Here is an 18,961-nt window from a genome sequence, read left to right on the forward strand (position 1 = left end):
CGCATATTTATGGCGCAACTGAAGGCATCAGAGGCTGATCGCCGGATTGCGGCAATGGAGAAATCCGGTCCCGATCACGCGCTCTACCTCATTTATGGGCCGGACCATGGCCTGGCTTTTGAGCGCGCAAGCCGCATAGCAAAATCCAGCGGCGCGGATATGGAAGACGCCTTTGCCACCGTGCGTCTGGACGCTGATGACGCGGCATCGGACCCGTCACGATTGGCCGACGAGGCCCACACCGTGTCTATGTTTGGCGGTAAACGCCTGATCTGGGTGCGCGGCACCACGCGTAAGAACCTTTTGAAGGCTGTTGAGCCGCTCCTCGCCCTCCCCCCTGAAGACGCAGTCGTCATTATCGAGACCGGCGACTTGAAGAAAACCGCTGCATTGCGGAGCCGAATCGAAAAGTCGCCCCACGCCCTTGCCGTTCCCTGTTACGCAGATGGCGGTGCGGCGGTCTCTCAATTGGTAGCCGACATGGTTCAACAGGCTGGTAAAACCATAGACCGTGAAACAGCGCGCGCCTTGGTCGATCTATTGGGCGGCGACCGTCTGGCGTCTCGGGGCGAGATTGACAAGTTGCTGCTCTACACGGGGGAAGACCGTGAGATTACCATGGACCATGTGTCCACTATCGTAGGTGACGCAGCATCTCTCGCCATTGATAGCGTGGTCGATGCGGCGGCCACCGGCGATATGGCCAAGATGGAAAAGACAACAAAGCGATTGCTGGCCCAAGGCACCGCGCCATTTCTCATCATCAACGCCTGCCTGCGCCATTTCCAAATGCTGCACATGGCACGTGCACGGATGGCCTCTTCGCGTCAGGATGCTGGCAGTATCATCGGCGGCTTACGCCCCCCAATCAACTTTCAGCGGAAAGATGCCGTCGTCCGCGCGCTGCGGCTGTGGTCCGGGCCCGATCTTGAGAAGACGTCCCGTCGGCTGGATGCGGTCTTGCTGGAGTGCCGCAGCAATGCTGCGCTTGAACAGCCCCTGCTTATGACCATGTTGCTTGCGATCACACGCCAAGCACAGCGGCTATCGCGTTTGAACTAAATCACTTTGAGCGCGTCAGCCTAAGCTCCAGTTCATCCAGCTGTTCCAACGACTTATAGTCGATGACCAAACGTCCTTTGCCGCTGGCACGGTGTGTCAGCTTCACGTTCATACCCAGTGCATCGGATAAGGTACGCTCCAAAGCGCGGGAATTAGCATCGTCGTATCGCGGATTAGTTTCCTTAGGAGTTGCAGACGATACCGGCTGCGAATCGTTAGCATCGGCAACAATCTGCTCGACTTGGCGAACCGACAGTCCGTCTTTCACTATTCGCTGTGCAATTTCTTCAGGATTATCCAGCGTTATCAATGCTCTAGCATGACCTGCGCTCAACGCGCCTTCCACCAGCAATGCACGCACAGGGGCAGTAAGCTTCAACAAGCGCAACGTGTTGGCCACGTGGCTGCGGCTTTTACCGATGGTCTGGGCAAGATCGTTTTGCGTGTAGCTGTGGTCATCCATCAACTGCTCATAGCCCTGCGCCTCTTCAACCGGATTAAGATCGGCACGCTGCACGTTTTCAATAATGGCCAGTTCAAGCGCTTGCCGGTCATCAACATCGCGAACAACGATCGGCACGCTGTGCAAACCAGCGCGTTGCGAAGCTCTCCAACGGCGTTCACCGGCGATGAGCTCGTAATCATGATCCGGATCGCCAGACGTGTGACGAACCAACAGGGGTTGCAGGAGACCATGCTCTTTGAGTGATCGGGACAAATCGTCCAGATCAGATTCAGAAAATGTGCGGCGCGGGTTGTTGGGATTGGCCCGAATTTTCTCAATAGCAACGTGCGTGTCAGCCATCACAGGCGCAGCGGGTGCTTCACTAGTTACCGAGCCGGCCTGATTGGACGCTGGCGAATCCATATCGCCAATAAGGGCTGCAAGCCCGCGGCCAAGCCTTGGTTTTGGTTCTTGAGCCATTGGAAGCCCTTTCCTGTTTCGGGTGCTAGGCTTCGGCCCGGCGCTTGTTGTGCAGTTTTTCGCGCTGGATAACCTGCGACGCGAGCTTCAAATAGGCCTGACTACCGGCACACTTCATATCGTAAAGCAGTACCGGTTTCCCGAACGAGGGCGCTTCGGAAACCCGCACGTTACGTGGAATGACAGTGTCATAGACGAGATCGCCCATGTTTTCGCGCACATCTTCCATCACCTGCTTCGCCAAGCCATTTCGCTTGTCATACATGGTGAGAACAATACCTTGGATCGAGAGCTGATTGTTTAGCGTTTGCCGCACCTGGTCGACGGTAGATAGCAATTGACTGAGACCCTCCAACGCGAAGAACTCCGTCTGCAACGGCACCAGAACACCGTTGGCAGCCGCCAAAGCGTTGAGCGTCAACAGGTTCAATGATGGCGGGCAATCAATCAGAATATATGTGAAGTCAGGGTTGCGACCCAGATGGCCTGCCACAGCTTTTTTCAGCCGGAACATCCGATCAGTGGCACCTGCGATTTCTGTTTCCACGCCAAGCAAATCCAGCGTAGCCGGAACGATGGAGAGCTGAGGTACAGCCGTGGGTTGTACGGCTTGCTTCAGCGTCGCACTACCGTCCATGAGGTCGTAAGCCGAGATGTCGCGTTCATCACGGCCGATGCCCAAACCCGTGCTTGCATTGCCCTGCGGGTCAAGGTCGATGAGCAAGACCTCTTCGCCGATCGCGGCCAAGGCGGTGGCCAGATTGATAGCGGTCGTGGTTTTGCCCACTCCGCCCTTCTGGTTTGCCAAGGCAATCACCCGCGGCCTGATATCTGAATTGATGCTCATATCTATGGTCTTTCAGCGATCATCTCGCCCTGCGCTCGGTTTGTGAGCGCACGGGATAGCAAGGTCATCCATCCCGCAGAGCGGGGAAATTGTCGAGTGTTTCTGAGGTGTTTAATGGCTAAATTCGGTAATTTCGACGAGAACACTGCCGTCGCCACTGCGACTATCATGGACAGCATAAGAGAAATTGTGGCTTGCCTCAGCTTGAGTGATCTCCGCTTTATGCTCTCTCCCCTTGGGAAAGATTGCCCGCGTTGGTGCACCCCAAAGCGGCGCAGACATGGTTAACAATTCGCTAAGACTTGATAGCGCTCGCGCAGTGATCCAGTCAGGCGCTGGCATTGTAGTTGAAACGACCTCAACCCTCTCGTTGTGAACCGTCACGGTCATACCCGTTTTAGCAAGACCTATATCACGAAGCACAGCCCGCAGAAACGCAGCTTTCTTGCCGTTGCTTTCCACCAAATGCACATTGGTCAGCGGACCGTCTACATTCATAATCGCCAGCACCAGACCCGGAAAGCCCGCGCCGCTGCCGAAGTCCACAAGGCTTGTACCGCCGGTAATCAGAGGCGCGATCTGCATACTGTCCAAAAAATGACGTTGCCAAGCATCAGGAATGGTAGAAGGCGAAACAAGATTGATCTGTTTTTGCCATTTCACCAACAGGTCATGATAAACCTGCAACCGCTCCGCTGTTTCACGTGAAACACCACTGAGGATTTCTTGAGTTCCCAAAGCCAATGACATCACGACACCTTCCTGGCCTGTTCGAAGCGCCTGACAGCCGCCAGAAGCAATGTGGTCGCCGCAGGGGTCATGCCATCAATTCTAGACGCCTGCCCAATAGATGAAGGCCGAACGCTCACAAGTTTCGATCGTGCTTCGTTCGACATTCCGCCAATCGCCGCAAAATCGAACTGGTCTGGGATCGACAACGCTTCATCTCGCAGAACGGCATCAATGTCGCGTTTCTGTCGCGCCATATAGACCGCGTACCCCGCTTCAATCTCTACCTGTTCAGCGATTGCAGGATCTAGGCTTGCAAGTTCAGGCCAGATATTACTCAAAATCTCCATCGAGACTTCACTATAGGCCAACAGATCGGTGGCATCCCGCCGTACACCATCCTGAGTGATCTTAAGACCGTGCGCAGTAGCTTCAGACGGGGTTAGCGATACAGAACCACAGAGGTTACGGGCTGCATCAAGCTCGGTTAGCTTGCTGGTGAATGTTGCCTGGCGCGTCGCGGAACATATACCGAGTTCAATAGCTTTCGGCGTCAGCCTCTGATCCGCATTATCAGCGCGCAAGCTCAATCGATACTCCGCCCGCGATGTGAACATGCGGTACGGTTCACTAACACCGCGCGTAACCAGATCATCCAACATCACGCCGATATAAGATTCGCTGCGGCTGAAATGAACAGGCTCCATACCAGCAACCTGTCGCGCCGCATTAAGACCAGCTACAAGGCCTTGAGCACCGGCTTCCTCGTATCCAGTGGTACCATTGATCTGTCCCGCAAGATAAAGGCCCTGCATTGCGCGGATTTCCAGGCTCGGACGTAGAGCGCGAGGATCAACATAATCGTATTCGATAGCATAGCCCGGTTGCAGAATTTTCGCCTGCTCCAGACCTGGAATAGTCGCGATGAATTCCGATTGAACCTCTTCAGGCAAAGATGTCGAGATTCCATTGGGATAGACCGTATGATCGTCTAAACCCTCTGGTTCCAAGAAAATTTGATGGCCATCACGTTCGCCGAATTTGACGATTTTATCTTCCACAGAAGGACAGTATCGCGGCCCTACACCGCCAATTTGGCCAGAATACATCGCCGAACGGTGAACGTTGTCGCGAATTATCGCGTGGGTAGCGGGCGTCGTTCTGGTGATGCCGCAGGCGACCTGTGGTACAATTATTCTATCCGTAAGAGTCGAGAATGGGACCGGCGGATCATCAGCTTCTTGCATCTCCAACGACGCCCAATCGATTGTGCGCCCATCTAGACGCGCCGGTGTGCCTGTTTTCAAACGCCCTAATGGCAATTCCAAAGAGCGAAGTCGGTTTGCCAAAGCGATGGAAGGTTTCTCACCCATTCGGCCTGCGGGCACTGTCTTTTCGCCAATATGAATAAGGCCGTTCAGGAATGTGCCTGTGGTGAGCACAACCGCACCGCATCGTATAAACGTTCCGTCTGCCAGTTGAACTCCTGATACTCGTCCATCTGAATACGGAACAATATCAATAACTTCACCTTCTATAATCGCAAGATTATTCTGCGAGGCCGTTTCATCGGCCATAGCGATTTTGTAGAGTTTCCGATCAGATTGCGTGCGTGGGCCACGAACAGCAGGACCTTTGCGCCGGTTTAGCATTCGAAACTGAATACCGGATGCATCAGCGACGCGACCCATCAAACCGTCTAAAGCATCAATTTCGCGGACCAAGTGTCCCTTGCCCAATCCACCAATGGCAGGATTGCAGGACATCGTGCCAATTCCATCAGCGGAAAGCGTTACAAGCGCTGTCTTCGCACCCATCCGAGCACTAGCACTGGCCGCTTCCGTACCGGCATGGCCACCGCCTATGACAACAACATCAAAAGATTTCTCATCTGTCATTCGAGTTTCCATCTGTTTCACGTGAAACACAGGCTGTGGGATTAGTGGTGCTGCAATGTTTCACGTGAATCATTTACCGACACAAAATTCGGAGAAAATAACATCGAGTAAATCTTCAACATCGGTGCGACCGGTTATACGCGCCAGTGCCTCACTGGCAACTCGTAGGTATTCACACCGTATGATGTCATCAGTTTGTCTATTCAGCGCCTCATTCAATTGAGCCACGCAATCCAACAAAGCCGCCCTATGCCGGGCTCGAGAGAGGCTAACATGTTCTCTCTGCGCAACCGCATGATTAAGCCGTTGCCATAGAAGATCCAACAATGGTTGCAGAGCATCATCTGACATCACCGAGAACGACAAACCATCCACATTTTCTAGATCAGCTTTTGAGCGAACAATCATGGCGTTGGAAGGCACTGTTTCCGGCGAGACCAATAGGTCAGTACTCGGTTGTAACCATAGAACAAGATCCGCTGCATCCGCCGTCTTTTCAGCACGACGGATCCCTTCTTGTTCTACACGGTTCTCGGTATTTCTCATTCCGGCGGTATCAAAGAGGCGGACCATGTGGCCACCCAAATCAATAACGGTCTCCAAAACATCACGAGTAGTACCCGCTTCATCGTCGACGATGGCAATATCCCGTTTCGCTAAAGCATTGAGAAGACTGGATTTCCCTGCGTTAGGAGGACCAATGAGAGCAACACGGAACCCGTCGCGAATGATTTCTCCGCTCCTATTGTCGTCAAGATGATTATCAATCGCAGTTCTTATCGCAGCAACCTCATTCCATAGCTCTGCAGCAGCTTCATCAGGCACATCGCCCTCGTCAGAGAAGTCGATGCTCGCTTCGAAGAACGCACGAACCCGGATCAAATCTTTCCGCCACCCCTCGTAAAGTTCGCGCAATCCGCCCTGCATTTGTTCCAAAGCAAGCAGACGCTGTGACTCGGTTTGGGCCACGATAAGGTCAGAGAGCCCTTCAGCTTGGGTCAGATCCAGCTTGCCATTTGCAAATGCACGGCGGGAAAACTCTCCAGGCTCCGCAGGGCGCAAATCGTCGAATGTCACCAACTCGGTGAGGACAGCATCAACGGTGGCACACCCACCATGACAATGAAGCTCAGCACAATCCTCACCAGTGAAACTCGCTGGTTCCGGGAATGTTAGGACCAGAGCTTCGTCCAAGACTCGGCCATCATCGCTCGACAGGCGGCACAACGTGGCTTTCCTTGGTTGCAGTGACCTACCGGTGAGCGCTTTCACGGTTGTAAGTGCACCGGGCCCAGACAGACGAATGACCGCCACCCCGCTGGGCAACGAACCGGAAGACAGAGCGAAAATCGTATCCATGACAACCCAACCTTCCTTCAAAGGCCAGATCGAGTCCGAATCCTTTCGGATGTGACTCGATAAAACCTAGGTGTTCATGGAATCGAAAAATTCCGCGTTGTTCTTCGTCTGCTTCAATTTATCGATCAGAAACTCGATGGCATCCGTATTACCCATAGAGGACAGGATACGGCGAAGCACAAAGATCTTCTGGAGATCAGCTTTCTCGATAAGCAGATCCTCCTTACGCGTACCGGACTTGAGAATGTCCATGGCAGGATATGTGCGCTTGTCAGCAACCTTACGGTCCAGAACGATTTCCGAGTTACCCGTCCCTTTGAATTCTTCAAAAATCACTTCGTCCATGCGGCTACCGGTATCGATCAGAGCAGTTGCTATGATCGTCAACGACCCGCCTTCTTCGATGTTACGGGCAGCACCGAAGAACCGTTTTGGACGTTGCAGCGCATTAGCATCCACACCGCCGGTCAAAACTTTGCCGGATGAGGGAACGGTCGTGTTGTAGGCGCGACCCAAACGGGTGATTGAGTCCAGTAGGATCACAACATCACGACCGTGTTCAGCGAGACGCTTGGCCTTTTCAATAACCATTTCAGCTACTTGCACGTGACGCGTGGCCGGTTCGTCGAAGGTCGAGGAGATCACCTCTCCCTTCACTGACCGCTGCATATCGGTCACCTCTTCAGGACGTTCATCAATCAAAAGCACCAGAAGATAGGATTCAGGATGGTTAGCCGAGATTGATTTTGCGACATTCTGCAACAACACAGTCTTACCCGTACGTGGCGGCGCGACGATCAGACCGCGCTGGCCCTTACCAATGGGAGCTACGAGGTCGATGACACGACCGGAAAGGTCTTTCGCTTCCGGATCATCGATTTCCATCACGTAGCGCTCTTCCGGATAGAGCGGTGTGAGGTTGTCGAAATGAACCTTATGTTTCACTTTTTCAGGCTCGTCGAAATTGATCGAGTTCACCATCAGAAGTGCAAAGTAGCGCTCGCCTTCTTGCGGGCTACGGATCGGGCCTTCCACGGTATCACCGGTCCGCAGCGCAAATTTCTTCAACTGCGATGGGGAAACATAGATGTCATCGGGACCTGGTAGATAGTTCGCGCCGGGAGAACGGAGGAACGCAAAACCGTCTTGCAGAACCTCAACGACACCTTGACCAATGATCTCGACGTCGCGTTCCGCAAGCTGTTTGAGAATGGCGAACATCAACTCCTGCTTACGCAGGGTCGATGCGTTCACGACTTCCATTTCCTCGGCAAAGGATAGCAGATCCTTCGGAGTCTTTTCCTTTAGATCGGAAAGCTTCATCTGGTCCATAATCTCGGCTCACAGCAATATCCAGCGCAGCGAACAGCGCATGAATGGTCATGGGAAAAGGCCGGCCGGTGGATCACCGGGATGAAACGGAAAACCCCGCGTCACCATGCTGTTGAAAGGTGGGAACCATCTCCGCGATGCGGTTCAGGCGGTCAGCACTTCCAGCTCTTGCGTGACAGATAGTCCGCTTGCGGTGATTCCACAAGCGCCAAACATGGGTGGCGCAATGAAGGAGCTAGAATGGTTTCACGACCACCATGATAACAACCACGATCATCAAAACTGCCGGAACTTCGTTCATGATGCGATAATGCTTCTGCGACCGCTCATTGCGGTCTTCGGCAAAGGCTTTCACATCCCCGGCATAACGGAAATGAATGACGGTCATCGCCAGCACGCAAGCAAGTTTCACCCACAACCAGGGTTCGCCCCAATAGCCGTAGGAACTTGCCACCCAGATACCGAAAATCCAGGTCGCCAACATGGATGGTGTCCCGATCGCTTTGATAAGCCGCCGTTCCATCACTTTGAACGTTTCAGATTTGTCCGACCCTGCTTCCGCCTCGCAGTGGTAGATGAACAGCCGGGGCAGATAGAGCAGCGCCGCCATCCATGCGATCACCGAAATGATGTGCAGGCTTTTTATCCATAGGGCGAGATCGTCAAACATAGTTGCGGCTCCTGAACTTTAGCCGCGTACGCGGGCGATCATCTGCTCGACATGGGCGATTTCTGTCAGCGGCGTAATGCCGTGACCAAGATTAAAGACCAATGGGCCATCACTGAGATTTTCCAGAATGGCATCGACACCTTCATCAAGAGCAGAGCCACCGGCAATCAGACGATTGGGATCGAGATTACCCTGAACGGGCGTCTTTTTCTGAAGCTCTTTGGCGAAGCTGAACGGGATGGTCCAATCAAGGCCCAGCATATCGATACCGGTCTGCGCAGCGTAATCTGCATAGAAAGCGCCCACACCTTTAGGAAAACCGATAATCTTGGCATCCGGCACTTCAGCACGAACTTTTGCGATCACCGCTTTCACAGGCTCAACGCACCAAAGCTGGAACTGCGCTTCATCGAGCACGGAAGCCCAACTGTCAAAAATCTGGACTGCATCAGCACCGGCTTTCAGTTGCGCGACCAGGTAAGCGGCAGACGCTTCCACCAACACATCCATCATCTTTGCAAAGGCTTCAGGATGATTGAGCGAGAATTGGCGGGCAGGGCCTTGATCGGGCGTTCCGTGACCGGCAATCATATAGGTCGCAACCGTCCATGGCGCACCACAGAAGCCCAGCAGCGTCGTTTCAGAGGGCAGTTGCGAACGAAGCCCCTTAACCGTCTCCAAAACCGGCGCCAAGTGCTCCAACGTGCCTTCCGGGGTCAAACGATCGATGTGAGCGAGATCAACCGGCTTGAGGATTGGCCCACGGCCTTCCTCAAAGCGCACATCCATCCCAAGCGCATCAGGAATGACGAGAATATCGGAAAACAGGATCGCTGCGTCAAAACCAAACCGGCGGATCGGCTGTAGCGTCACCTCGATGGCAAGTTCAGGATTATAACAAAGATCGAGAAAACCACCGGCCTGTTTCCGCGTGGCTTTATATTCCGGCAGATACCTTCCCGCCTGGCGCATCATCCAGATGGGAGGTCGCTCCAGCGTTTCACCTGCCATTACCCGCATTACCGCGCGTTCATGTTTCTCGACCATGCTCTGCAATTCCCCTCGCTTACCCTTTCCCTGCCTTTCAGCCTGACGGCTGGCACGATGAAAGACCTGTAAATGCTGCGTTCCAGCATTGGGTCTTCAACAGGTTTTGGATGTCACTGTAATATGATTCTTATTTGACTCTGTGGATTGTGGGAGTTGTCTGTTTCCCACAACTGTCCAACTCACTGGACGTTCGTTGTGTCGGACGTAAACGGTTTTCTCCACCTGTGCAAAGCATCGGGGAAAAAGTGCTGGTAGGCCGTCTTTCGTGGGCTTTCCCCTCGAAGCCCCGGTATTCATATTCACGGCGCTATTGTGGATATCGCCAATCTGTCCCCACGCCTGTGAACAGGTGAACAAAGCCTTAACCTCTGTCCAATTTGGGGACGGATTTTCAGCCAACGGGCATGAATTGCCCCTGATCCTCCAGCTTTCCCTTTTGTCCACCGTCGTCCACAGTTTGCCGATAGTCGGGACAACGAATGGCAGACACCACATGGCGTTACGAAATTGGATACCAGGACGGTCGAAACGGGTTGAGCCGAAAGCATTCTTCCATCTCCATCTTATCTCGGACTCCACCGGCGAAACATTGACCACCGCCGCCCGTGCAGCCGCCGCGCAATACCCCAACTGGCAGGCGGTGGAGCACGTCACCCCGCTGGTGCGAAACGAGGAACAGTTGGACGAAGCGCTCGCCGGTCTCGACGATCAGCCCGGCCTCGTTCTCTACACCATGATCGATGAAGCGTTGGAGACCCGCCTTGTAGAACGGTGCAAGTCGCTTGCAGTTCCCGCGCTCAATCTGCTGGCACCCGTCATCGGCATGTTCGATGCTTTTCTCGGTGACACGAGGACCGGTACTTCCGGCGCGCAACATGTGTTGGACGAAACTTATTTTTCCCGCCTCGACGGTATCCGCTACGCCATGGCGCATGATGACGGAAATCTGCCAGATGATCTCGACAGTGCTGACGTCATTCTCATCGGTATCAGCCGCACGTCGAAAACACCGACTTCGATTTATCTTGGCCAGCGCGGCGTCCGCTGCGTGAACATTCCCATGGTGCCGGGTATGGAATTGCCGGAGCAGATTACCCGGTTGAAAAAGGCAAAAGTCGTGGCGCTGGTCGCTTCCGTGGAGCGCATTTTGCAAGTGCGCGAAAACCGGCTTCGTGCCTATGACCGCGATACCGAAGGCGACATTTATGTCGACCGCGCATCCATTCAGGAAGAACTCGCCTGGACGCGGCGGCTGTGCCAATCCAACGGCTGGCCGATGATCGACGTGTCACGCCGGTCGGTCGAAGAAACATCGGCGGCTATTCTCTCACTTTTATCAGCAAACAAGTGAACCGCCTTCCAGCGAACGGGTTGGCTCTTTAATAAGGGCGCAAATCACGCCTGCTAATCTTATTCGGAGCCGTTTTTTCATGGCCGATATTGTCCTTGCCTCCCGTTCCATTCATCGCGCAAAAATATTGGCTGATGCTGGTGTCGAAACCCGCCAAGTCCCGTCCACACTGGATGAACGCGCTATCGAAGCGCCGCTTGATGAAGCTGATGTGCTGCCGGAGGATCGGGCTGAAATTCTGGCCGAGGCCAAGGCCGTCGATGTGTCGGAGCGCGAACCCGGCGCGCTGGTCATCGGCTGCGACCAAATTCTGTCGCTCGACGGTGAGGTGATGCACAAGCCGGCGAATATGGAAGAAGCCCGCCGCCGTCTGCTCGCCCTTTCTGGCAAAACCCATATGCTGCATTCTGCTGTGGTGCTTGCCCGCGATGGCGAAACGGTCTGGCGGCACGTCACCCCCTGCGCCATGACAATGCGCGAATTGGACCCCGCCTTTATCGGTCGACATCTGGCGGCCGCGGGCAAAGCGGTTTTGTCCAGCGTCGGCGCTTATCAGATCGAAAGTCTCGGCGCGCAGCTGTTCGACGAGATCGAAGGCGATCTTTTCTCGATAGTTGGACTGCCCCTGCTGCCCCTTCTTGCAACGCTACGTCGGGAGGGCGCGATTGATGGCTGAAACCAAAAGAGCCTTCGTCATCGGTCATCCGATAAGCCACTCACGATCACCTCTAGTTCACGGCATGTGGCTCCAGCATCATGCACTCGAAGGCACCTATATTGCGCACGACGTATCGCCGGAAAATCTGCTCGCGTTCTTCAATCGCATTCGCGCCGGTGAATTTGTCGGCGGCAACATTACGCTGCCTCATAAGGAAACTGCGCTAGAACTGGTGGATGAGGTGGACGACACAGCCCGCCGCCTCGGTGCGATCAACACGGTGTGGATGGAAGGCGACCGTCTGCTCGGCACCAACACCGACGGCGAAGGTTTCCTGGCCAATCTCGACGACCGTCACCCCGGCTGGGACGCACCTGCAAGATTGCGCGCTGGCGCTCTAGTGCTGGGCGCTGGTGGTGCCTCACGGGCCATAGTCATGGGTTTGGCCGACCGTGGATTCCAGCGGGTTACGGTTGCGAATCGAACTGTCGCGCGTGGAGAGGCCATTGCCGAAGAATTCGGCGGGCCTTGTGACACTATATCGATCGATGAGGCGTCCAAAGGTGGCGATTATGGCCTCATCGTCAACACGACATCCCTCGGTATGGGGGGCGAAGGCATGCCCATCGACCCGGCTCTTTTCCCGCGCAGCACGTTGGTGACAGACGCCGTTTACACGCCGCTGATGACGCCACTTCTGCTGGCCGCGAAAGCTGCTGGCCAACCCACGGTCGACGGTCTTGGCATGTTGCTCTATCAGGCCGTTCCCGGTTTCGAGCGCTGGTTCGGCATTCGCCCCACCGTCACCAACCGGATTCGCGAAACCGTCCTGGCCACGATGAAATGACCGAGGCGACAAGCGCATCGACACCGATCTTTGCTGGCCTCACCGGTTCCATAGGCATGGGCAAATCCACCACCGCACAAATGTTCCGTGATGCTGGAATTCCGGTCTATGACGCCGACGCAACCGTGCACGACCTCTACGCTGGCGAAGCGGTCGCCCCCATGGAAGCTGCCTTTCCCGGCGTTACAATCGATGGCGCAATCGACCGCAACATTTTACGCGAGCGCGTGGTGGGCAACGAGGCGGAGATGAAGCGGCTGGAAGCTGTGATCCATCCGCTCGTTAGAGAGCGGGAACTCGCGTTTCGTGCCCGAATCGAAGCGGAGAGATTGCCCCTCGCCATCCTCGACAGTCCGTTGCTGTTCGAGATGGGCGGCGCTGCCAGCGCCGATCATATCATCGTCGTGACTTGCGATCCCGACATTCAGCGCGACCGGGTCATGGCCCGGCCGGGCATGACGCCGGAAGTCTTTGGTTCACTGCTCGCCCGCCAGATGCCCGATGCGAAAAAGCGTGAACGTGCCGACACCATTATCGACACCGGCCTCGGTATGGACCATGCCCGACAGGCGGTTGCCGACCTTATCGCTAAGCTGACCGCCCAACAGAAAGACGCCTGATATGCACGCCATCATTTTCGATACGGAAACCACGGGTCTGTCCGCCAAAGACGGCGACCGTGTTATCGAGATCGGCGCTGTGGAGATGAAGGATCTCATACCGACAGGCCGCACGTTCCACCAATACATTCATCCCGGCGATCGCGAAATTCACCCTGATGCCTTGCGCGTTCACGGCATCACTATGGAGCGATTGGCAGACGAACCGCGCTTTGAAGCCGTTGGACAAAGTTTCATCGATTTTTGTGGTGATGCCATGTTGGTTGCCCACAACGCGCCCTTCGATATCGGTTTTCTCAATGCCGAATATGCCCGCATGAATCTGCCACCATGCGACCCGGAACTCGTGCTTGATACCGTGCAGGCTGCCCGCAAAAAATTTCCCGGTGCCCGCGTCAGCCTCGATATGTTGTGCGACCGTTTCAACATCTCCCGCGCCAACCGCGTGTTGCATGGCGCACTGCTGGATGCCCGCTTGCTGGCCGAAGTTTTCATCGAGTTGATGGGCGGCGCGCAGGTAAAAATGGGCTTTGACGATGAAGCCGAAACCGACGCCCAACGCGCCGACCCCCGCAACCGACGCCAGACCCAACATCCACCACAGCCCCAACGCCCGTCAGCAATGGTGTACGAGCTCACTCCCGAAGAACGCGAGCGTCACAACGCCATGCGCGCGAAGATCGGCAAGGGCGCTCTGTGGAACCAATATCTGAAGCCATTGGCGGAGGTGGAGACGGAAGGCGAGGCTTAACCTCAAGTTCTAAGGGCGGTCGCATTTCAGCTTCGCCACAATAGCCCCCACACCATTGTCATCCCCGCGCAGGCGGGGACCCACTTCCCTGCCAGATGACGTGTCGATAGTGAAGTATGGTTGCGAGGCATCGCTGTTTTGTCGAAACCGTGGAACTCGTTGATGAGTGGGTCCCCGCCTGCGCGGGGATGACAACGAATTTGGGTTACAAGCTTCAAACCTGTGCCTCCAGTCAGTGCGATTGGCATAACCAATCTGCGTGAGCGCAGACATAATCACTGAAGCGGAGCTTCAGTGATTATCCCGTGGCACGATGCGAGCGACATCGCGATATTTCACGGCTGGTTTCAACACCATGCCTTCCTGGAACTGGTCCACCATGCCGCGCTGGATTTCCTGCCACGGGGTCTGGTGGTCCGGCACGTAGTCGAGGCGCCCACCGCCGATCAGCGCGTCGGCAACCGCTTTGGCGCGGGCGGCCAGCGTATCGTCGTCCACCAGCACATTCGCCTCGCGCTTGTTCAGGTCGATGCGAACCATGTCACCGGTTTCCACCAGCGCCAAGCCACCGCCGACCGCAGCTTCCGGCGAAGCGTTGAGGATCGATGGCGATCCTGATGTGCCTGACTGGCGACCATCGCCGATACAGGGCAGGGCGGTGATGCCTTTTTTCAGCAGCGCGGCGGGCGGCTGCATGTTCACCACTTCCGCTCCACCGGGATAACCGATGGGGCCTGCGCCGCGCATGAACAGCAGCGTGTTCTCGTCGATGCCGAGAGACTCATCATCGATACGCGCGTGGTAATCTTCGCGCCCGTCGAACACCACGGCACGGCCCTCGAAGGCCATCGGGTCATCGGGGTTGGACAGGTAGCGGTCGCGGAATTCATCGGAAATCACCGATGTCTTCATGATGGCTGTATCGAACAGATTGCCCTTCAAATTCAGGAAACCGGCCTGTGCCAACAGCGGATTGTCGAACGTGCGAATGACCTTCTCGTCGGCGATTTCCACGTCGCGGCAATTATCGCCGATGGTCTCGCCATTCACCGTGCCTGCGTTGGGGTTGGGCAGTTTGCCGTGCTTCATCAACTCTGCCACCACTGCTGGCACACCGCCCGCGTGGTGATAGTCCTCACCCAGATATTCGCCTGCCGGTTGCAGGTTCAGCATCAGCGGAATGTCGTAGCCGAGGTCTTCCCAGTCCTGATTGTCCAACCGCACGCCCAGATGATTGGCAATGGCTTTCATATGGATGGGCGCGTTGGTGGACCCGCCGATGGCGGAGTTCACGACGATGGCATTTTCGAACGCCTCCCTCGTCATGATATCGGACGGGCGTGTGTCTTCCCACACCAGATCGACGATGCGCTTACCGGTGAGGTAAGCCTGCGCCGCCCGTTCCTTGTGAACGGCGGGAATGGCTGCGGAACCGGGCAGTGACATGCCAAGCGCTTCCGCCAGCGAATTCATGGTCGTGGCCGTGCCCATCGTGTTGCAATAGCCCGGCGATGGGGCGGAAGATGCAACAATGTCGGTGTATTCTTCATAGGACAGCTTGCCCGCCGACAGCTCTTTCTTTGCGTGCCATTTGATTGTGCCGGAACCGGTGCGCTGGCCCTTGTACCAGCCGTTCAACATCGGCCCGACGGAAAGCGTCATCGCGGGAATGTTTGCGGTGGCCGCCGCCATCAACATGGCGGGCATGGTTTTGTCGCAACCGATGGTCAACACAACGCCATCGATCGGGTAGCCGAACAGCGTTTCCACGAGGCCGAGATAGGCAAGGTTGCGGTCGAGGTTGGCGGTGGGTCGCTTGCCGGTTTCCTGAATGGGATGGACCGGAAATTCGAACGCGATGCCGCCCGCTTCCCGAATGCCTTCGCGCACCCGTTCAGCCAGAATGATGTGATGGCGGTTGCAGGGCGAAAGATCCGAACCTGTCTGCGCGATACCGATGATCGGCTTGCCGGACTGTAGCTCCTCGCGGGTGATGCCCCAGTTCATGTAGCGCTCGATATAAAGCGCCGTCATGTCCATATCGTCGGGGTTGGCGAACCAGAGTTTAGAGCGCAACTGCTCTTTGGTAAGACGGGGCTTGCTCATGGGTCGAACGGCTTTCGGCAACAGTGAATATGTTGCTGCACCTTGAAACCAAGCCCGTAAAAACGCAATCGGAGAGCATGGCCGAAACATTCCTCAAGATTACGAACACGATTTCGATCAGCGAAAGCGATATCGAAGAACGTTTTGTGCAAGCCGGTGGCCCCGGCGGGCAGGCGGTCAACAAGCTGTCCACCGCCGTGCAACTGCGCTTCAACCCACGCGATGCGGGCATGCCAGAGCGGGTGATCGTCAATGCAGAACGCATTGCCGGTTCACGTTGGACGCAAGATGGCAATATCCTGCTTCAGGTCACCAACCATCGCAGTCGGGAACGGAACCGAATCGAAGCGCGGGAACGTTTGGTGGAGATTTTGAAAAAGGCGTCTGCACCGCCGCCTAAAAAGAGACGCCCGACGCGCCCGAGCCTGACAGCGCGTAAGAAGCGAATGGATTCAAAGACGAAGCGTGGGAGCGTGAAGAAATTGCGCGGGCGGGTGTCGTCGGATTAAAGTCTTCTCAGAGAAACTCTATCCACCAAATGGCTCGCGCCTTTGTGCAACACCAAATCTGCGCGTTGGCGCGTTGGTAAAATGTTGTCGTGCAAATTCACCAGATTGATGCGCGTCCAAAGATCGAGAGCCACCGCCTGCGCGGCATTATCGGACAACTCGCTGTAGCGGTGAAAAAATGCTTCGGGATCGCGAAAGGCCGTCTGTCGTAGCTTCATGAAACGCGACACGTACCAATCCTCGATCACCTTCTCCTCGGCATCGATATAGATGGAGAAATCGAAATAGTCCGAAACGAACGGTACCTCGTCGCCACCACGGGGCAGGTCGGAAGATTGCAACACGTTGATGCCTTCGAAAATCAAAATGTCCGGCTGGTCCACGACCTTCATTTCGCCTGCCACCACGTCATAGACACTGTGGCTGTAAACTGGGGCTTCGACGTTGCGTTCGCCGGCTTTGATGCGGGCAAGAAAATCCAGAATACGACGCCTGTCGAAGCTCTCAGGAAAACCCTTACGGTCCATTATGTCCGCTGCACGAAGCTTTTCGTTGGGTAGCAGAAAACCATCGGTGGTGATGAGATCGACCTTCGGGCTTTCCGGCCAGCGCGTCATCAACTCGCGCAAAATACGCGCAGTGGTGGACTTACCTACGGCCACCGAGCCGGCGATACCGATGACAAACGGTGTTTTTTGCCCATGCAAATCGAGAAAGCGCGAACGCTGGCGGAACAGTCTGATGGCTGATTCAACATGGCTCGCCAGCAGTCGCGAGATCGACAGATAAATCCGTTCCACCTCTTGCTGGTCGATCCGGTCGCCCAGCGAGCGCAGCCGCGTCACCTCTTCGCCGGTCAGCGTCAGCGGCGTGTCGGCGCGGAATTCTGACCATTCCTGCGCGTCGAATTCAAGGAAGGGTGACGGCTTTGCGTTGGCTGGTTCGAGCGGCGTCACGGGTCAGTCGGCTTTCTTCTTCGACTTCGCGCGGGCTTCCTTTTCAGCAACGCCGCTTTGGGCTGTGCGCTTGGAAAGCTCCTCCATCACGTCGTCCAGCTTCACGCCGCGTGAATGAAGCAGCACGAGGAGGTGGTATAGCGTGTCGGCGGCTTCATCGCGCAGATCGCTTTTGTCTTTGGCGACGGCAGCGACGATGGTTTCCACCGCCTCTTCGCCGAACTTTTCAGCCACCTTCTTGGTGCCGCGCGCTAGCAGGCGCACGGTCCACGAGTCGCCGTCTTTTGCGGCGGCGCGCTCGGCGATAATTTTTTCCAGGTCGGTGAGTTGAAAGTCACTCATACCCGCGTCCTCCCTCAGCCCCGGCAGGCTGTTTATTCAGAGCAACTCATGCCCCTGCTTGAATTGCGAGGCGATCGACTGATCGCCCGGCGCTTTTGTGCCGCGCCCGCGCAGCGAAGGTCTAAAGACCGACAGCGTGAGCGCCGTAGTGTGTCAGATCGCGCGGCGCACGGGAATGCCTGCTGCCGCCATATGATCTTTGGCTTCTGGAATGGTGAATGTGCCGAAATGGAAGATCGATGCAGCCAGTACCGCGCTCGCATGGCCTTCGGTCACGGCGTCCACCAGATGGTCCAACTCGCCCGCTCCGCCAGATGCGATCACCGGCACCGGCACGGCGTCTGCGATGGCCCGTGTGAGCGGCAGATTATAGCCGTCCTTCGTGCCGTCGCGATCCATAGAGGTGAGCAGAATTTCGCCCGCGCCTTTTTCGACCATCAGCGCGGCGAACTCCACAGCATCGATTCCGGTGGCCGTGCGTCCGCCATGGGTGAAGATCTCAAACCTTTGTTCGTCTTGGCTACCAACCTGTTTCGCGTCGATGGACGCCACGATGCATTGGTTGCCGAATTTATCTGCTGCCCGTGCAATCACATCAGGATCGGCGACCGCTGCGGTGTTGAACGAGACTTTATCGGCACCCGCTAACAACAGCTTTCGAACATCATCCGGCGTGCGAACTCCGCCGCCAACAGTAACAGGCATGAAGCACTGCTCCGCCGTGCGCGCGACCACATCGTAGATAGTCTCGCGGTTGTCGGACGATGCCGTAATGTCGAGAAAGCAAAGCTCGTCCGCCCCCGCAGCATCATACGCACGAGCAGCCTCTACCGGATCACCCGCGTCGATCAGATCGACGAAGTTCACGCCTTTGACGACGCGCCCGTCCTTTACGTCGAGGCAGGGGATGATGCGGGTCTTCAGCATAAGGACGTTCGCTTTTTTATTT

Annotated in this window: 19 protein-coding genes; 7 read left to right on the forward strand and 12 right to left on the reverse strand. The window is 55.9% G+C overall.

Features of this window, described 5'->3' with window-relative positions; translation table 11 throughout:
- Nucleotides 1-9: 9 nt before the first annotated feature.
- Nucleotides 10-1,062: a DNA polymerase III subunit delta gene (gene holA / locus R2A130_RS07330; RefSeq protein WP_009464394.1), complete on the forward strand. Its 1,053-nt coding sequence runs from the start codon at nucleotides 10-12 to the stop codon at nucleotides 1,060-1,062.
- 1 nt (nucleotide 1,063) lies between these two features.
- Here the strand turns inward: holA and R2A130_RS07335 are convergent, their stop codons facing one another.
- From R2A130_RS07335 to hemE, 8 genes are all read right to left on the reverse strand, one after another.
- Nucleotides 1,064-1,987, reverse strand: coding sequence for a ParB/RepB/Spo0J family partition protein (locus R2A130_RS07335; RefSeq protein WP_009464395.1), 924 nt, complete (start codon nucleotides 1,985-1,987; stop codon nucleotides 1,064-1,066).
- A gap of 25 nt (nucleotides 1,988-2,012) precedes the next feature.
- Entirely contained in the window at nucleotides 2,013-2,834 is an 822-nt protein-coding gene (locus R2A130_RS07340) for a ParA family protein (RefSeq protein WP_009464396.1), read from the reverse strand.
- A 111-nt stretch (nucleotides 2,835-2,945) separates the two neighbouring features.
- Nucleotides 2,946-3,584, reverse strand: a complete 639-nt coding sequence (gene rsmG / locus R2A130_RS07345) for a 16S rRNA (guanine(527)-N(7))-methyltransferase RsmG (protein WP_009464397.1) — start codon at nucleotides 3,582-3,584, stop codon at nucleotides 2,946-2,948.
- Nucleotides 3,584-5,461: a tRNA uridine-5-carboxymethylaminomethyl(34) synthesis enzyme MnmG gene (gene mnmG / locus R2A130_RS07350; protein ID WP_009464398.1), complete on the reverse strand. Its 1,878-nt coding sequence runs from the start codon at nucleotides 5,459-5,461 to the stop codon at nucleotides 3,584-3,586. The genes rsmG and mnmG overlap by 1 nt, the downstream gene beginning before the upstream one ends.
- Nucleotides 5,462-5,530: 69 nt before the next feature.
- Nucleotides 5,531-6,820, reverse strand: a complete 1,290-nt coding sequence (gene mnmE, locus R2A130_RS07355; RefSeq protein WP_009464399.1) for a tRNA uridine-5-carboxymethylaminomethyl(34) synthesis GTPase MnmE — start codon at nucleotides 6,818-6,820, stop codon at nucleotides 5,531-5,533.
- Nucleotides 6,821-6,886: 66 nt separating this feature from the next.
- On the reverse strand, nucleotides 6,887-8,152 hold the full coding sequence (gene rho / locus R2A130_RS07360) for a transcription termination factor Rho (RefSeq protein ID WP_009464400.1): 1,266 nt from the start codon (nucleotides 8,150-8,152) through the stop codon (nucleotides 6,887-6,889).
- A 235-nt stretch (nucleotides 8,153-8,387) separates the two neighbouring features.
- Nucleotides 8,388-8,822, reverse strand: coding sequence for a protoporphyrinogen oxidase HemJ (gene hemJ / locus R2A130_RS07365; RefSeq protein WP_009464401.1), 435 nt, complete (start codon nucleotides 8,820-8,822; stop codon nucleotides 8,388-8,390).
- 18 nt (nucleotides 8,823-8,840) lie between these two features.
- Nucleotides 8,841-9,869 carry a uroporphyrinogen decarboxylase gene (gene hemE / locus R2A130_RS07370; protein ID WP_009464402.1) on the reverse strand — a complete coding sequence of 343 codons (1,029 nt, stop codon included), beginning with the start codon at nucleotides 9,867-9,869 and terminating at the stop codon, nucleotides 8,841-8,843.
- A gap of 496 nt (nucleotides 9,870-10,365) precedes the next feature.
- Here hemE and R2A130_RS07375 point away from each other — a divergent pair, with 496 nt between their 5' ends.
- From R2A130_RS07375 to dnaQ, 5 genes are all read left to right on the forward strand, one after another.
- The gene (locus tag R2A130_RS07375) at nucleotides 10,366-11,223 is read left to right on the forward strand and encodes a pyruvate, water dikinase regulatory protein (protein ID WP_009464403.1); all 858 of its coding nucleotides are present in this window, start codon (nucleotides 10,366-10,368) and stop codon (nucleotides 11,221-11,223) included.
- A gap of 79 nt (nucleotides 11,224-11,302) precedes the next feature.
- On the forward strand, nucleotides 11,303-11,899 hold the full coding sequence (locus R2A130_RS07380) for a Maf-like protein (protein WP_009464404.1): 597 nt from the start codon (nucleotides 11,303-11,305) through the stop codon (nucleotides 11,897-11,899).
- On the forward strand, nucleotides 11,892-12,728 hold the full coding sequence (locus tag R2A130_RS07385; protein WP_009464405.1) for a shikimate dehydrogenase: 837 nt from the start codon (nucleotides 11,892-11,894) through the stop codon (nucleotides 12,726-12,728). Before R2A130_RS07380 ends, R2A130_RS07385 begins: the two co-directional genes overlap by 8 nt.
- On the forward strand, nucleotides 12,725-13,348 hold the full coding sequence (coaE, locus tag R2A130_RS07390) for a dephospho-CoA kinase (RefSeq protein WP_009464406.1): 624 nt from the start codon (nucleotides 12,725-12,727) through the stop codon (nucleotides 13,346-13,348). The genes R2A130_RS07385 and coaE overlap by 4 nt, the downstream gene beginning before the upstream one ends.
- 1 nt (nucleotide 13,349) lies before the next feature.
- A complete protein-coding gene (dnaQ, locus tag R2A130_RS07395; RefSeq protein WP_009464407.1) occupies nucleotides 13,350-14,099 on the forward strand; it encodes a DNA polymerase III subunit epsilon in 750 nt (249 codons plus the stop codon).
- Nucleotides 14,100-14,390: 291 nt separating this feature from the next.
- Here dnaQ and R2A130_RS07400 read toward each other — a convergent pair whose 3' ends face one another.
- On the reverse strand, nucleotides 14,391-16,205 hold the full coding sequence (locus R2A130_RS07400; protein ID WP_009464408.1) for an IlvD/Edd family dehydratase: 1,815 nt from the start codon (nucleotides 16,203-16,205) through the stop codon (nucleotides 14,391-14,393).
- A 29-nt stretch (nucleotides 16,206-16,234) separates the two neighbouring features.
- On the opposite strand from R2A130_RS07400, the gene arfB reads away from it, so the two are divergent.
- Nucleotides 16,235-16,714, forward strand: coding sequence for an alternative ribosome rescue aminoacyl-tRNA hydrolase ArfB (arfB, locus tag R2A130_RS07405; RefSeq protein WP_009464409.1), 480 nt, complete (start codon nucleotides 16,235-16,237; stop codon nucleotides 16,712-16,714).
- On the opposite strand, the gene coaA is transcribed toward arfB, so the two are convergent.
- The 3 genes from coaA to hisF form a co-directional block, all read right to left on the reverse strand.
- Entirely contained in the window at nucleotides 16,711-17,670 is a 960-nt protein-coding gene (coaA, locus tag R2A130_RS07410) for a type I pantothenate kinase (protein WP_009464410.1), read from the reverse strand. The genes arfB and coaA overlap by 4 nt on opposite strands.
- 3 nt (nucleotides 17,671-17,673) lie before the next feature.
- Complete coding sequence (locus R2A130_RS18425; RefSeq protein ID WP_009464411.1) at nucleotides 17,674-18,012, reverse strand: phosphoribosyl-ATP diphosphatase; 339 nt, start codon at nucleotides 18,010-18,012, stop codon at nucleotides 17,674-17,676.
- Between the two features lie 153 nt (nucleotides 18,013-18,165).
- On the reverse strand, nucleotides 18,166-18,939 hold the full coding sequence (gene hisF / locus R2A130_RS07420) for an imidazole glycerol phosphate synthase subunit HisF (protein WP_009464412.1): 774 nt from the start codon (nucleotides 18,937-18,939) through the stop codon (nucleotides 18,166-18,168).
- Between the last annotated feature and the right edge of the window lie 22 nt (nucleotides 18,940-18,961).

This window comes from Ahrensia sp. R2A130, assembly GCF_000179775.1.
Classification (GTDB): Bacteria; Pseudomonadota; Alphaproteobacteria; order Rhizobiales; family Rhizobiaceae; genus Pseudahrensia.

Coding starts and splice junctions, on each gene's coding strand:
- mnmE (WP_009464399.1), bottom strand. CDS start 6,820: ATGGATACGATTTTCGCTCTGTCTTCCGGTTCGTTGCCCAGCGGGGTG.
- rsmG (WP_009464397.1), bottom strand. CDS start 3,584: ATGTCATTGGCTTTGGGAACTCAAGAAATCCTCAGTGGTGTTTCACGT.
- hemE (WP_009464402.1), bottom strand. CDS start 9,869: ATGGTCGAGAAACATGAACGCGCGGTAATGCGGGTAATGGCAGGTGAA.
- R2A130_RS07400 (WP_009464408.1), bottom strand. CDS start 16,205: ATGAGCAAGCCCCGTCTTACCAAAGAGCAGTTGCGCTCTAAACTCTGG.
- rho (WP_009464400.1), bottom strand. CDS start 8,152: ATGGACCAGATGAAGCTTTCCGATCTAAAGGAAAAGACTCCGAAGGAT.
- hemJ (WP_009464401.1), bottom strand. CDS start 8,822: ATGTTTGACGATCTCGCCCTATGGATAAAAAGCCTGCACATCATTTCG.
- R2A130_RS07380 (WP_009464404.1), top strand. CDS start 11,303: ATGGCCGATATTGTCCTTGCCTCCCGTTCCATTCATCGCGCAAAAATA.
- R2A130_RS07335 (WP_009464395.1), bottom strand. CDS start 1,987: ATGGCTCAAGAACCAAAACCAAGGCTTGGCCGCGGGCTTGCAGCCCTT.
- R2A130_RS18425 (WP_009464411.1), bottom strand. CDS start 18,012: ATGAGTGACTTTCAACTCACCGACCTGGAAAAAATTATCGCCGAGCGC.
- coaE (WP_009464406.1), top strand. CDS start 12,725: ATGACCGAGGCGACAAGCGCATCGACACCGATCTTTGCTGGCCTCACC.
- dnaQ (WP_009464407.1), top strand. CDS start 13,350: ATGCACGCCATCATTTTCGATACGGAAACCACGGGTCTGTCCGCCAAA.
- holA (WP_009464394.1), top strand. CDS start 10: ATGGCGCAACTGAAGGCATCAGAGGCTGATCGCCGGATTGCGGCAATG.
- hisF (WP_009464412.1), bottom strand. CDS start 18,939: ATGCTGAAGACCCGCATCATCCCCTGCCTCGACGTAAAGGACGGGCGC.
- R2A130_RS07340 (WP_009464396.1), bottom strand. CDS start 2,834: ATGAGCATCAATTCAGATATCAGGCCGCGGGTGATTGCCTTGGCAAAC.
- R2A130_RS07385 (WP_009464405.1), top strand. CDS start 11,892: ATGGCTGAAACCAAAAGAGCCTTCGTCATCGGTCATCCGATAAGCCAC.
- arfB (WP_009464409.1), top strand. CDS start 16,235: ATGTTGCTGCACCTTGAAACCAAGCCCGTAAAAACGCAATCGGAGAGC.
- mnmG (WP_009464398.1), bottom strand. CDS start 5,461: ATGACAGATGAGAAATCTTTTGATGTTGTTGTCATAGGCGGTGGCCAT.
- R2A130_RS07375 (WP_009464403.1), top strand. CDS start 10,366: ATGGCGTTACGAAATTGGATACCAGGACGGTCGAAACGGGTTGAGCCG.